Raw genomic sequence first — 12,206 nt, 5'->3', positions numbered from 1 at the left:
GGGCGCCCTCGCCGCTACGCGACGGATTCGAGAGCGGATGCCGCGGCCCCGGCCGTTCCGGCATCCACCAGCTCGTCCTCCGCGCACACCTCGTCGGTGCAGGCGAACCGGGCGCGGTACGAGGTGGGGGTCGTGCCGAGCACGCGCGCGAAGTTCTGGCGCAGCACGGCCGCCGAGCCGAACCCGCTCTCGTACGCGATGCGGTCGAGGCCGAGGTCGGTCTTCTCGAGCAGCCGCTGGGCGTGGATGATCCGCTGGCGTGCGAGCCACGCCGCGGGCGTCGCACCATGGTCGGCCTTGAAGCGCCGCGCGAACGTGCGGGGCGACATGTGAGCCTTCGCGGCGAGCTGGTCGACGGTGAGGTCCAGCCGCAGGTTGTCGAGCATCCAGTCGGTGACCGGCGCGAGCGACAGTGACGTCGTCGCCGGCAGCGGGCTGGCGATGAACTGCGCCTGCCCGCCGTCGCGCTGCGGGGGCACCACCATGCGGCGGGCGATCTTGTTGGTGAGCTCCGCGCCGAGCTCCTGCCGAAGCAGGTGCAGGCAGGCGTCGATGCCGGCAGCGGTGCCGGCGCTCGTGATGATGCGGCCGTCCTGCACGTACAGCACGTCGGGGTCGACGTCGATCGACGGGTACATCGAGGCCATGATGTGCGCGTACATCCAGTGCGTCGTGGCCTTGCGGCCGTCGAGAACGCCGGCCTCGGCGAGGATGAACGAGCCGCTGCAGACGCTCAGCACCCATGCGTCGCGAGCGACGGCGGCGCGCACGGCGGCCATGACGCGGGGGTCGGTGTTACCCCAGTACTCGCGCGGCGTCGGGCACACCACCACGAGGTCGGCCTCGTACGCGAACGACAGGTCGTGCTCGACGTTCAGCGAGAAGCCCAGCTTGGAGCGCACGACGCCCGGATCGGCCGTGACCACGCGGAAGTCGAAGTTGGGCACCCCGTCATCGGTGCGGTCGAGGCCGAACGCCTCGCACGCGACCCCGAACTCGAACGGCGCGAACCCGTCCACGACGATGCAGGCGACGGTCTTCATCGGAACCTCCTCGGTCACTTCCGCTCCTCGGCCGCTGAGCCTGCCGAAGCGTGGCAGTTTTCGTGCGATGTGTGTCCATCCTGCCACTCGTGGCAGTTCTTACGCAAGCGTAGCGTTTCTGCCATGTTCCTGATCATCGTTCTCGCCGCACTGTCGGCCTGGGCCCTTGCCTCGACCGTCGTCGCCCTCCGCAGCGACGGCTACCGCCAGGTGCCCACCGACCGCACCCGCCTGCCCTGACGCGCAGCGTCCACGCCGCGCCCCACACAGCGTCCGCCGGGCCCCCTAAGCTCGGCACGTGACGACTCCCCCGAGCACCCCCGAAACCCCCCACGACCAGCCGATCCCGGCGCCTGACGCGGCTCCGGCGCAACCCGGAGCCCCCGCGGCGCCCTCCTCTGCAGCACCCGGTGCGAAGAACCCGCTCGGCCTCATCGCGCTGATCATCGCCGTGGCGACACTCGCGCTGTCGACAGTGACGCTCATCAGCCAGGCGGCGATGATGCTGCAGCCGGACTACGACTACATGCTCGTCAACCTCGTGACCACTGTCTTCACGAGCATCGGCGGTCTGATGGCCCTCGCCGCCGTCGTGCTGGGCGCGATCGGGCTGGCCAAGAAGGGCGCTCCGAAGGGGGCGGCGGGCGTCGGACTGGGCATCGGCGTCGCCACGGTCTGGGCGATCCTCGGCAACCTGATCTACAGCGGCATCCTCAGCATCGTCTACGGCTGACGCACGGCATCACGCGCTGACGCGCCGGTACACCTCGACCATCGCGGCCGTGCGCGACGACTGGCGGAAGCGCTCGCGGACGGTCGGGTCGGGGGTGCGCGGCGTTCCGGCGGAGATGTCGGATGCCGCCGCCCGCAGCGCCTGCGCCAGCGCGGCGATGGACGCATCGGGGCCGTCGCCGGCGCCGACCGCCCAGAACCCGCTGCCGAGCTCGGCCGCCAGATCGGGATCGCTCACGATGGCAGGAGTGCCGAGCGAGGCCGCCTCGAAGATCGTCATGCCCTGCGTCTCGAAGCCGATCGAGGTCTGCACGACGGCGTCCGCGGCGGCGATGCGCCGCAGCGTCTCGGCGTACGGCATGCGTCCCGCGAAGGTGACGGCGGCGCGCGGCCGGAGCTTCTCGACCAGCCGCTGCGCCGCGCGCAGCTGGCCGCCGCCGCCGATGATCTCGACGTCGGCCTCGATGCCCGACGTCGCGAGGGCTTCGAGGAACGGCAGCAGCCGCTTCTCGGGGCTCATGCGCCCGAGCCACACGAACCGCGGCGGTCCCGGTGCGCGCTCGGCCGGCGCGGTGACGAGCGCGGCTTCGAGAAGGTCATCGTCGATCCCGTTCCAGATGACGTCGACGGCCGGCTCCACCGGCGGTGCCTCGGCGTGCGCACGGGCACGATCCTTCGGCACGGCACCGTGCGCCTCGAGCCGCCGGGCGAAGTGCGTCGACGGCGCGGTGACGGCATCGGACCGGTTCGCGAGCCGCCGCAGATACGCCCAGCCGTCGCGTCCGACCGGCTTCGCGTCGTGCACGCCGAGCGCCCGCCGCTGCCATGCGTTCAGCACGCGCAGCACGAGCTTGGGGAACGGCGCGGTCGCCTCGATGCCGACGTCCACGCGGTTGTGCATCGTGTGCACGAGCGGCAGCCCGTGCCGCTGCGCGAACCGGTGCCCGATGAACGCGCCCCAGAAGTCGGCCTGCACGTGCACGACATCCACGGGCGGACGACCCGTGTCTTCGAGCAGGCGCTGCAGGGCGGCATCCACCCGTCGATCGGTGCGCCGACCCGGCCAGGTCATCGCGTACTCGCGGTCGACCGTGATCGGGATCGACGGCAGATCGAGGTACGAAGGATCGGCGGCGCCCGCCCGCGCCCGCGGGCCGTGCATGCCCGGCGCCACCACCGTCACCGTGTGCCCGGCCTTCTCGAGGAAGCGGCGCTGCAGGCGCATCGACACCTGGGCCCCGCCCAGCGTCTCGGCATGCTGGTCGCCGAACATCACGACGTGCACGGCGGCCTACTCGGGCAGCGGCTCGTCGCGATAGAGCGCCTCGAACGTGTCGAGCGTGCGCCGGATGTCGTGCACCTTGACGCCTTCTAGCGACGCCTGCTGCATGCGCACGCGCTCGTCCTGGGGCAGCGTGAGCACTGTCGTCAGCTTGGCCGCGAGGTCGTCGACGTCGCCGGGGCGGAAGAGGTACCCGTTCTCACCGTCGTGCACGAGGTGCGGCAGCGCGACGGCATCCGCCGCGACGACCGGCAGCCCCGAGGCCATGGCCTCCATCGTGGCGATCGACTGCAGCTCGGCGATCGAGGCGATCGCGAACACGCTCGCGTTCGTCAGCAGCGACCGGATCTCTTCGTCGGTGGTGTGCCCATGGAAGTGCACGCGCTGCGACAGACCGAGCTCGCCGGTGAGGTTCTCGAGGTTGCGGCGCTGGTCGCCGCTGCCCACGATGTCGAAGCGCACGTCGAGGGCGGGATCGAGCTTCGCTATCGCGCGAAGGATCACGTCGATCTGCTTCTCGGTCGTGAGGCGCCCGACGAACACGATGCGGTTGCCGTCGCGGGGCTCGAGGTCGGCCGTGTAGTTGCCGGCGTCGATGCCGCAGCTGATCGGGATGACGCCCTCGATCTCGATCGTCGACTCCAAGAAGTCGGCGGCCTTGCGCGTGGGGGTCGTCACGGCGCGGGTGAGGTCGAAGGTGCGCTTCGCATCGGCCCACGCGATCTTGACCATGACCCGGTCGAGCGAGTCCGGCAGCGTCGTGAAGTCGAGGATGTTCTCTGCCATCACGTGGTTCGTGGCGATGATCGGGATGCCGCGCTTGTGCGCCTCGCGGGCAAGGCCCCGGCCGATCACGATGTGCGACTGGATGTGCACGACGTCGGGCTGCACCTCGTCGAGCACGCGGCGCGCGTAGTGCTTCGACATCCACGGCAGCACGAAGGTCAGCCAGTCGTGCGGCAAGAAGCGCCACGCCGGCAGCCGGTACATCGTCATCGGCTGACCTTCGATCTCTTCGGTGAAGGTGCCGTGCTCACGGTGCGTCTTGCTGGGGGCCATGACGTTCACGTCGTGGCCCCGGGCGACGAGGCCTGCCGCGAGGCGCTCCGCGAAGCGGGCGGCGCCGTTGACGTGGGGCAGGAACGTGTCGGCGCCGATCAGGATCGTCAGCGGGCGCTCGGAAGCGCCGGGGGTTTCGTCGGGCGTCGCAGGATCGGTCACGGATTGGGGGCCTTCTGTGCGGCGGACGCGCGACGAGGGCTGGTCGAGGCGCGGCATCCACCTTACTTCACACGCTTCCGAAGGCTCCCCAGGAACGCGCCAGACGCGGCACGTACCCTGGGGGTCATGCCCCGACTGCAGGCCGACGCCGATCCGAACCTGTGGGTGCCGGTGACCGAGTCCCTCGGCTTCCGCGGACGCCGCCACCGCAAGGCGGCGATCCGGATGCTGCTGACCCAGGCCGGCGGCGCGGCCGGCGCCGAGCCGCGGCCCGGCAGCGGCGTCGCCGCCTGGGCGATGAGTCAGGCCGCACCGTTCCTCATGCGCCGGGCCGCCGGCCGCGTGCTGGTGTGGGTCTTCAAGTCCGACCCCGAACTCGTGGTCGTGATGGCGCAGGTCCAGCAGGCCAACAACGACCTGCGCGCCGCGCGGGCCATGATGCCGATGGAGTACGACGACACCGAGTCGTTCCGCAACCCCTATCTGGGTGTCGGCGAGAAGCTCGAGATGGCGCTGCCGGCCGACCAGCGGACGCCGCCGTTCGCCACCTACACGTGGGACACCGGCACGCACTTCGTGACCGTCACGGCGGTGTGCTCGGACCGCGAGCGGTTCGGCACCGTGATCGGCGGCGTCGACGACATCGCCCGCACGCTGCGGGTCGTCGACGACGTCACGATCGGCGAGGCGCCCGAGGTTCTGCGGATCGACCCGAAGAACTGATCGACGCAACCGTCCGCGCAGGCTCCGCGCCGCTAGCCTGAGCACGTGAAGCGCGATACACCGCCTCCCGTGCCCGCTCAGCCCCTGCTGTCGCCGAGCCTGCGCGTGCTGCTGACGCTCGCGGCGGCCGCCGTCGTGCTGGCCGGTGTGTCCCTCGCGCGCGGCGTGTTCGGACCCCTCGCCCTGGCGATCGTGCTCGTCGTCATCTGCGAACCCGCCCGGCGTCCGTTCCAGCGACTGGGCTGGCCGCGATGGGCCGGCACGACAGCCGTCATCGTCGTCGCCTACCTGGTGCTGCTGGGCATGGCGGCCCTGCTGTGGATCGCGGGCACCCAGTTCGCGGGCCTCATCGCCGACTACGCCGACAAGCTGCGCTCCAGCGCCGACGACGTGGTCGCGTGGCTGCAGTCGCTCGGCCTCGACCAGCAGGCGGCGGATGCCACGGCCGCCGCCGTCGACCCCAAGACGATCCTCGGGCTGGTGTCGAGCCTCGGCGGCACGGTCGTCGGCGTCGCGACCGCCCTGTTCTTCGTGTTCGCCTACGTCATCTTCATGGCCGCCGACGCCGCCCGCTACGGCGAGGCCGAGCGCGTGTTCGGCGCCGAGCGGCGACCGGTCATCCTGCGGGCGCGACAGCTGAACACCGGCATCCGGCGCTACTACGTCGTCAACGCGAGCTTCGGCGCCATCGTGGCGATCATCGACGGCCTCGCGCTGTGGGCCTTGGGCGTGCCGGCGCCGATCACCTGGGCGATCCTCGCGTTCGTCACGAACTTCATCCCCAACATCGGGTTCGTCATCGGGCTGATCCCGCCGGCGGTGCTGGCGTTCGTGATCGGCGGGTGGCCGCTGCTGCTCGGGGTGATCGCGATCTACTGCGTCGTCAATGTCGTGCTGCAGGTGCTCGTGCAGCCCAAGTTCGTGAGCGACGCCGTCGACCTCAGCCTCACGCTGAGCTTCTTCTCGGTGATCTTCTGGACGTTCGTGATCGGCCCGCTCGGCGCGATCCTGTCCATCCCGCTCACCCTGTTCGTACGTACGCTCGTGCTCGAGGGCGACCCCGGCGCCACCTGGCTGCGCTGGCTCTCGGGCGACCGCAACGCGCGGCCGCGCCCGGCACCCGTCCACCAGACCGCAGGGAGGCGGCCATGACCCAGACCCCGATCGACGAGATGGATGCCGCCGACCCGGCACCCGCGTCGGACCCGCACGAGCCGACCCGGCGTGAGGCGGTCGCGACGCGGCTGCTCGACACCTCCACCGAGCGCGGCCTCGAATCGCTGGCACTGAGCGTCGGGGCGATCGCGTTCGTCATCGCCGCGCTCGTGGCCCTCATCGTCTTCCGGTTCCAGTCGACGCCGATCTCGGGTCCCGGATCGATCGGCGAGTACGCCGCCGTCGCCTCGGGCGTAGCCGCCCTGCTCGCGGTGATCGCCGGGCGCTTCGTGCTGCACGAGCGCGGCCGCCACGGCACGCCGCTGCGCTTCCTGGACTATGTCGACATCGCCGCGCTCGCCTTCGCGCACGGGGTGATCGCGGTGCTCGGCTGGACACTGCTCGCCGTGATCCTGGAGCAGTCCTTCCTCGGGGCCGAGGTGTTCGCCCTGCCCGTGCTGGTGCTCGCCGGCGCGACCGCCGCACTGACCGCCTACGTCGCGTTCTACTCGGCCACCCACATGGATCTGCAGCTGCTGGCAGTCGTGCTCGCGGTGTTCCTCGTGCTCGGCGTCGTGGCCAGCATGATGACCGCCAGCGACCCGGACTGGTGGAAAGACAACCTCAGCGCGCTCGGCATGTCGTCGAACGCGTCGTCGTGGGCCTTCAACATCACGATCATCGTCGCCGGGGTGCTGGTGACGACGCTCGCCCGCTACGCGACGCGCGGCGTACCCGCGGCAAGCGAGAACGGCAGGCGCTGGGTGCGGATCCTCCTGGTCATCGTCGGCATCTTCCTCGCCTGCGTCGGCATCTTCCACGTCGACGACTTCTTCGCGATCCACAACACCGTCGCGACCGGGATGGTCGTCGCGTACGCCGCGCTGGTCGTCATGCTGCCGCGGTGGATCCCCGGGATGCCCCGCGTCTTCTATGCGCTCGGCTGGGTGTTCCTGGCCGTCACGGTGGTGCTCGGCATCCTCTTCGGCGTGGGGTACTACACCCTGACCGCGGTGGAGCTCGTCGCGGGCATCCTGATCTTCTCGTGGATCGTGCTGTTCATCCGCAACACGGCCGCGCTCGAACTGGACGCCCGCAAGGCCTGAGCATGGACGAGCGGACGTGGCATCAGCGCACCGAGGTGCCGCTGATGATCGCGGGCCTGGTGTACCTCGTCGCGTTCTCGTGGCGGGTGATCGCCGACCTGCAGGGGCCGGGACGCGTCGTCGCCGATGTGCTCATCTTCGTGACATGGGCGATGTTCATCGGCGACTACCTCGTGCGGCTGTTCCTCGCCGACCAGCGCTGGCTCTGGTTCCGCACGCACCTGTTCGCCCTGGCGTTCGCGGTCATCCCGGTGCTGCGCCTGGTACGGCTGCTGCAGGTGCTCACGAAGCTGCCCGGGATGAAGCCGACGCGCGGCGCGCTTCTGCGCACGCAGATCATCGTGTACGGCGCCGGCGCGTCGATGCTGCTGGTCTTCGTGGCATCGCTGGCGGTGCTGGATGCCGAGCGTCACGCGCCGGACGCCTCGATCACGACGTTCGGGATCGCGATGTGGTGGTCGTGCGTCACCGTGACGACGACGGGCTACGGCGACTACACGCCGATCACATCGGCCGGCCGGTGGGTCGGCGTGGGCCTCATGCTCGGCGGGGTGGCGCTGGCCGGCGTCATCACGGCGACGCTGGCGTCGTGGGTCGTCGAGCGCGGAACACGCAACAACGACGCCGAAGAGCCGGCGACACGCGCCCAGGTGCGCGAGCTGATGGCGCGGATCGACGCGCTCACCGCCGCCACGGGAGGCGGAGCGGATGCCGGGAGCACCGGCGCGACCGGCACCGCCGCCGATGCCTCCACCCCGGCTCCCGCGCCCCCTGCGGACGCCGAGGACGGCCGACGCACCGACGACGGGACCTGAAGTCACGTGCCTGGCGGGCGGATCATTGGACCGTGATCTCGACGCCCTGTCCGGCATCCACGATCACTCCGACGAACGACGGGATCACCGTCGACAGCGAGTCGCGCAGGTCGTCGACCGCGGGCGTCGAGCCGTCCGTCGTGCGCACGTCGACCGTGGCGGTGGTGCCCGACCAGGTGACCCCCGCCACCTGTGCACCCTCGTCATCGGCCAGCCACTGGGTCGCGGTCTGCTGGATCGACACCGACCACCGGGCGAGCGCGACCGACACGACCGAGTTGAACGCGAGCGGGATCGCGATGATCACGGTCAGCACGGTGACGATGATGTAGGCGCGGCGGCGGTTCGCCACGGGCGACGATCCGGGGTCGCGTGCGTAGCCCGCGAGGGTGAACACGATGCTCCCGGCGATCACGAGCGCGAACACGTTCGACAGGAACAGCCACAGCGCACCGAGGGCGTCTGCCCACAGCCCCTGCCCCGCGCAGACGCCGACCACACCGAGAGGCGGCACGAGCGAGATCGCGATCGCGACGCCGGGCAGGATCGCGCTGAGGTCGCGGCGGCACATCGCGAACCCGCCCGCGAAGCCGGTCGCCAGCGCCGCGACCAGGTCCATGAAGCTCGGCGAGGTGCGCCCGAGCACCTGCGAGTTCGTCTGAAGGCTCTCGGGCGTCGCGACGAAGACCGAGAACGCGAGACCCAGCACGATCACGATCGCGAGCCCCGCAAGCACCCACAGGATGGATCGCACCACCAGGCTCAGATGCCCTGTGACGATGCCGAGCGCGATGGCGAGGATGGGCGTCCCCAGCGGCGCGATGATCATGGCGCCGATGACCGTCGCGGTCGAGTCGGTCAGCACGCCGGCGATCGCGATGATGCCCGCGAGCACGAGCATGATGAGGAACCCGCTGCGCTTGCCCGCGCGGTCGCCGGAGCCGAGGTCGAGGGCCTCGGTCACCTCGGCCGCGGTCTGGCGCTGCGTCGGCGGAATGAGGTTCCGCAGCATCTGCGAAGGCGTTGCCATGCGCACATCATGGCGCACGATCCGGCCGCGGCCGCGCGGCGCCGGTCGCGCCACGCCGGGCATCCGGCGGTCACCTGACCGGGGACGACGAAGGCCGCACCCCGGGGATGCGGCCTTCGTGCGTTCCGTGTGACGGAGGGTCAGCCGAGCAGCTTCGCCTTCGCGGCGGCGAACTCCTCGTCCGACAGGATGCCCTGCGCGTGCAGCTGAGCCAGCTGCGTGAGCTTGGCCATCATGTCGTCCCCGCCGCCGGCGGCGGGAGCTGCCGGGGCCGGAGCCGGAGGGGCCGCGGCCTGCGCGTTCGCGACGGCCTGGGCTGCGGCGGCATCCATCGCGGCCTGCTGCTGCTGGGCCTCGTAGGCCTGCTGCTCCTGAGCGGCGTAGGCCTTCTGCTGCTGGTGACCGGCGACGGCGCCCGAGACGGCGGTCGCGGTGCCCGCGACGACGGCGGTGCGCGCCGCCATGCCGATCAGGCCGGGACGGCCCATTCTTCCGAGTGGCATGTCTTCCTCCTTCAGTCGGCGTTCTCAGCGAGGAACGCGTTGACGATCGGCGCGGGGACGCCCTCGCGGGCGATGACGGCGCCGCCGGCGTTGTAGAGCGCCGATGCGAAAGCCTTGGCCCAGAGCAGCTCGACGACGAGGATCGCCGCCGAGGTGCCCGGCTCGAGGCCTGCGGCGAGGGCGAGGATGTCTTCCTCGCCCGCGAGACCCTCGAGGTCGAGTGTCGGCACGTCGCTCTCGATCGTGTCGGACAGCTCGAGGATCTCCAGCTCGCCCTCGGGCGAGCGCCGGACGAACACCAGGTCGAGGACGTTCACCGTGCCTTCGGCGACCAGGTCGTCGATGGCCTGGAGCACGGCCGGGCCCGGGCGGTCGCCCTCGAACCCGATCGCGTAGAACTCGATGGGGCCGTAGTCGAAGTCAGTCATGTCTTCTCCGTTTCGCGGATCGCCCTCAGGCCGAGAGCGCCTTTGCCTTCAGTGAGTCGAACTCGGCCTGGGTGATCGTTCCGGCGTCGAGCAGTGCCTTCGCCTTGGCGACCTCGTCGGCGGGGCTGGCCGAGGCGCCCGCCGTCTGTCGGATGTAGTCCTGCTGAGCCGCCTGGAGCGCGCGGGCCTGTGCGATCGAGCGCTCCTGCATGCCCTTGCCACGCGCGATGAGGTACACGAGCGCGGTGAGGAACGGGACGAAGATCAGGAAGAGGATCCAGACCGCCTTCAGCCAGCCGTTGAGCTTCTCGTCGCGGAACAGGTCGCCGATGATCGAGAAGACCACCATCAGGTAGGCGACGAAGACGAAGACCCAGAAGATCCAAGCGAGAAGGTCCCAGAAACCCATGTGCGGAATGCCAATCTGTTGGACGGGCCGAGGCCCGTCTCTGTAACGAAAGGAACAGCGCGGCGCGCCGTTCCTGATCGCGACACTACTCCCAACCGGCCTTCGACGGCATCATGTGGGAATGGTCGATTCCCCCGAGTCCCCGAACGTTTCCGAACCCGACACCGAGGTCGTGGCATCCCCCCGCTCCGCCGTCGCCGCCGCGGAACGACCGCGACGGGTGTGGGCGGTCGTCGCCGGGCTCGATCACCCGCTCGCGCTGGGGTTCCTGGTGACGATCGGCGTGCTCGCGGCGCTGGTCCTGGGACTCGCGGCGACGGTGATCTCGACGATCCTGGTGTACATCGTGCTGGCGATGTTCCTGGCCGTCGGGCTCGACCCGCTGGTGCGGCGCCTCGAGGGCAAGGGCATCCGGCGCGGCACCGGCATCGCCATCGTGTTCTGCGGTTTCGCGGTGGCGATGGCGGCATTCCTGATGTTCGTGTTCCCGCCGGTGCTCGCGCAGATCGGCCAGCTGGTCGCCGCGATCCCCGACGCGATCGCGGCGGTCCCCGAGTCCGCGTGGTTCGGAGCCCTCGATGCCGGAGCCCAGCAGGCGGTGCTGGCCGGCATCGACCAGGCGGGCGACTGGATCTCGTCGCCGTCGACCCTCGCCCACCTGGGCGGCGGGCTGCTGTCGGCGGGCATCGGGTTGATCGGCGCCGTCTCGGCGACCTTCATCGTCGTCGCGCTGACGCTGTACTTCCTCGCCTCGCTCGCGGCGAGCAAGCACGCTCTGTACGCCCTCGCCCCCGCGCGCAGCCGCACCCGCATCGAGGACCTCACCGAGCGCATCACCGACTCCGTCGGCTCGGCGCTGCTCGGATCGGTGACGCTGTCGCTCATCAACGCGGCCGTGGTGTTCGTGCTGCACCTGCTGATCGGCCTGCCGTTCCCGGCGCTGATGGCGGTGATCGCGTTCGTGATCACGCTGATCCCGCTGTTCGGCTCGGTGATCTTCCTGGTGCTGGGCAGCCTCGTGGCCCTCTTCACGAGCCCGCTGCAGGCCCTGATCTTCGCGATCTGCTACCTCGTGTACATCCAGATCGAGTCGTACGTGGTCAGTCCGCGCGTCATGAACAAGGCGATCTCGATCCCGCCCGCGCTGGTGCTGATCGGTGCGCTCGCGGGCGGCGCGCTCATGGGCATCGTGGGCGTGCTGCTCGCGCTGCCCGTGATCGCCTCGCTGCTGCTGATCATCCGCGAGGTGGTCGTGCCGCGTCAGAACCTCAAGGTGTAGCCCGGTCCCCTCCTCGAACTCGTGTGGCGGGACCCCCCGCTTCATCGAGCCAGGGGATGTCCGGCGAAACCGAGGCCCACGCCCCTCGTCTCGCGTCGATTCCCCTGCTTCGCCGAAGAGATCCCCTGCTTCGCGGAACGGCCGCGATGGTGGATGCCGGGCCCCCGGCATCCACCGGGCCACCCGGGCATCGGGCACCGGGCATCGGGCACCCGGGGCATCGGGCATCGGGCATCGGGCCACCGGGCACCCGGGGCACCGGGCACCCGGGGCACCGGGCATCGGGCCACCAGGCACCGGGCACCGGGCACACCGGCGCAAAGCCCCCGGCTCGGCGCGCAGACCCCCGACCTCAGCGCGAAACCCCCGCCTCGACGCGCAGACCCCCGGCCTCAGCGCAAAGCCCCCGGCTCGGCGCGCAGATCCCCGCCTCGGCGCACGAATCACTGGTCTCGCGAACCGCTCGGGAAGGGAGATGCC

General features: G+C 70.6%; 13 protein-coding genes. 6 read left to right on the top strand and 7 right to left on the bottom strand.

The genetic code is table 11. The annotated features are described in order from the left end of the window. Positions 1 to 14 precede the first annotated feature (14 nt). The gene (locus ABEA46_RS01445) at positions 15 to 1,043 is read right to left on the bottom strand and encodes a GlxA family transcriptional regulator (protein ID WP_345542536.1); all 1,029 of its coding nucleotides are present in this window, start codon (positions 1,041 to 1,043) and stop codon (positions 15 to 17) included. 298 nt (positions 1,044 to 1,341) lie between these two features. Here ABEA46_RS01445 and ABEA46_RS01440 point away from each other — a divergent pair, with 298 nt between their 5' ends. Next, entirely contained in the window at positions 1,342 to 1,776 is a 435-nt protein-coding gene (locus ABEA46_RS01440; protein ID WP_345542535.1) for a hypothetical protein, read from the top strand. Positions 1,777 to 1,785: 9 nt separating this feature from the next. Here ABEA46_RS01440 and ABEA46_RS01435 read toward each other — a convergent pair whose 3' ends face one another. Both ABEA46_RS01435 and ABEA46_RS01430 read right to left on the bottom strand, forming a co-directional pair. Further along, positions 1,786 to 3,060 (bottom strand): glycosyltransferase, encoded by a 1,275-nt coding sequence (locus ABEA46_RS01435; protein WP_345542534.1) that lies wholly within the window; start codon positions 3,058 to 3,060, stop codon positions 1,786 to 1,788. Positions 3,061 to 3,066: 6 nt separating this feature from the next. Beyond that, positions 3,067 to 4,278 carry a glycosyltransferase gene (locus ABEA46_RS01430; RefSeq protein ID WP_345542533.1) on the bottom strand — a complete coding sequence of 404 codons (1,212 nt, stop codon included), beginning with the start codon at positions 4,276 to 4,278 and terminating at the stop codon, positions 3,067 to 3,069. A 126-nt stretch (positions 4,279 to 4,404) separates the two neighbouring features. Between ABEA46_RS01430 and ABEA46_RS01425 the strand changes: the two genes are divergently transcribed. From ABEA46_RS01425 to ABEA46_RS01410, 4 genes are all read left to right on the top strand, one after another. Further along, positions 4,405 to 5,001, top strand: coding sequence for a hypothetical protein (locus tag ABEA46_RS01425; RefSeq protein WP_345542532.1), 597 nt, complete (start codon positions 4,405 to 4,407; stop codon positions 4,999 to 5,001). Positions 5,002 to 5,070: 69 nt separating this feature from the next. Beyond that, on the top strand, positions 5,071 to 6,153 hold the full coding sequence (locus tag ABEA46_RS01420) for an AI-2E family transporter (protein ID WP_345542531.1): 1,083 nt from the start codon (positions 5,071 to 5,073) through the stop codon (positions 6,151 to 6,153). After that, positions 6,150 to 7,262: a DUF998 domain-containing protein gene (locus ABEA46_RS01415; protein WP_345542530.1), complete on the top strand. Its 1,113-nt coding sequence runs from the start codon at positions 6,150 to 6,152 to the stop codon at positions 7,260 to 7,262. The genes ABEA46_RS01420 and ABEA46_RS01415 overlap by 4 nt, the downstream gene beginning before the upstream one ends. 2 nt (positions 7,263 to 7,264) lie before the next feature. Continuing rightward, positions 7,265 to 8,077: a potassium channel family protein gene (locus ABEA46_RS01410; protein ID WP_345542529.1), complete on the top strand. Its 813-nt coding sequence runs from the start codon at positions 7,265 to 7,267 to the stop codon at positions 8,075 to 8,077. A gap of 22 nt (positions 8,078 to 8,099) precedes the next feature. Here the strand turns inward: ABEA46_RS01410 and ABEA46_RS01405 are convergent, their stop codons facing one another. The 4 genes from ABEA46_RS01405 to ABEA46_RS01390 all read right to left on the bottom strand — a co-directional run bounded on the left by ABEA46_RS01405 (position 8,100) and on the right by ABEA46_RS01390 (position 10,447). Then, on the bottom strand, positions 8,100 to 9,107 hold the full coding sequence (locus ABEA46_RS01405) for a TIGR00341 family protein (protein ID WP_345542528.1): 1,008 nt from the start codon (positions 9,105 to 9,107) through the stop codon (positions 8,100 to 8,102). A gap of 140 nt (positions 9,108 to 9,247) precedes the next feature. Beyond that, entirely contained in the window at positions 9,248 to 9,595 is a 348-nt protein-coding gene (locus tag ABEA46_RS01400; protein WP_345542743.1) for an SHOCT domain-containing protein, read from the bottom strand. Positions 9,596 to 9,621: 26 nt separating this feature from the next. Next, positions 9,622 to 10,038 (bottom strand): DUF6325 family protein, encoded by a 417-nt coding sequence (locus tag ABEA46_RS01395; protein ID WP_345542527.1) that lies wholly within the window; start codon positions 10,036 to 10,038, stop codon positions 9,622 to 9,624. A 25-nt stretch (positions 10,039 to 10,063) separates the two neighbouring features. Further along, complete coding sequence (locus ABEA46_RS01390) at positions 10,064 to 10,447, bottom strand: SHOCT domain-containing protein (RefSeq protein ID WP_345542526.1); 384 nt, start codon at positions 10,445 to 10,447, stop codon at positions 10,064 to 10,066. A 121-nt stretch (positions 10,448 to 10,568) separates the two neighbouring features. Here ABEA46_RS01390 and ABEA46_RS01385 point away from each other — a divergent pair, with 121 nt between their 5' ends. Further along, positions 10,569 to 11,726: an AI-2E family transporter gene (locus tag ABEA46_RS01385; protein WP_345542525.1), complete on the top strand. Its 1,158-nt coding sequence runs from the start codon at positions 10,569 to 10,571 to the stop codon at positions 11,724 to 11,726. Positions 11,727 to 12,206: the final 480 nt, after the last annotated feature.

Origin of the sequence: Microbacterium jejuense, assembly GCF_039544225.1 — a bacterium.
In the GTDB taxonomy this organism is placed as follows: Bacteria; Actinomycetota; Actinomycetes; order Actinomycetales; family Microbacteriaceae; genus Microbacterium; species Microbacterium jejuense.
Note: the sequence above shows the minus strand (reverse complement) of the source record. Positions and strands in the feature narration are given on the sequence as shown.

What these genes read in the sequence shown, in the direction of transcription:
- ABEA46_RS01445 (WP_345542536.1), bottom strand. Translation starts at nt 1,043, where the DNA reads ATGAAGACCGTCGCCTGCATCGTCGTGGACGGGTTCGCGCCGTTCGAG.
- ABEA46_RS01425 (WP_345542532.1), top strand. Translation starts at nt 4,405, where the DNA reads ATGCCCCGACTGCAGGCCGACGCCGATCCGAACCTGTGGGTGCCGGTG.
- ABEA46_RS01415 (WP_345542530.1), top strand. Translation starts at nt 6,150, where the DNA reads ATGACCCAGACCCCGATCGACGAGATGGATGCCGCCGACCCGGCACCC.
- ABEA46_RS01410 (WP_345542529.1), top strand. Translation starts at nt 7,265, where the DNA reads ATGGACGAGCGGACGTGGCATCAGCGCACCGAGGTGCCGCTGATGATC.
- ABEA46_RS01405 (WP_345542528.1), bottom strand. Translation starts at nt 9,107, where the DNA reads ATGGCAACGCCTTCGCAGATGCTGCGGAACCTCATTCCGCCGACGCAG.
- ABEA46_RS01400 (WP_345542743.1), bottom strand. Translation starts at nt 9,595, where the DNA reads ATGGGCCGTCCCGGCCTGATCGGCATGGCGGCGCGCACCGCCGTCGTC.
- ABEA46_RS01395 (WP_345542527.1), bottom strand. Translation starts at nt 10,038, where the DNA reads ATGACTGACTTCGACTACGGCCCCATCGAGTTCTACGCGATCGGGTTC.
- ABEA46_RS01390 (WP_345542526.1), bottom strand. Translation starts at nt 10,447, where the DNA reads ATGGGTTTCTGGGACCTTCTCGCTTGGATCTTCTGGGTCTTCGTCTTC.
- ABEA46_RS01385 (WP_345542525.1), top strand. Translation starts at nt 10,569, where the DNA reads ATGGTCGATTCCCCCGAGTCCCCGAACGTTTCCGAACCCGACACCGAG.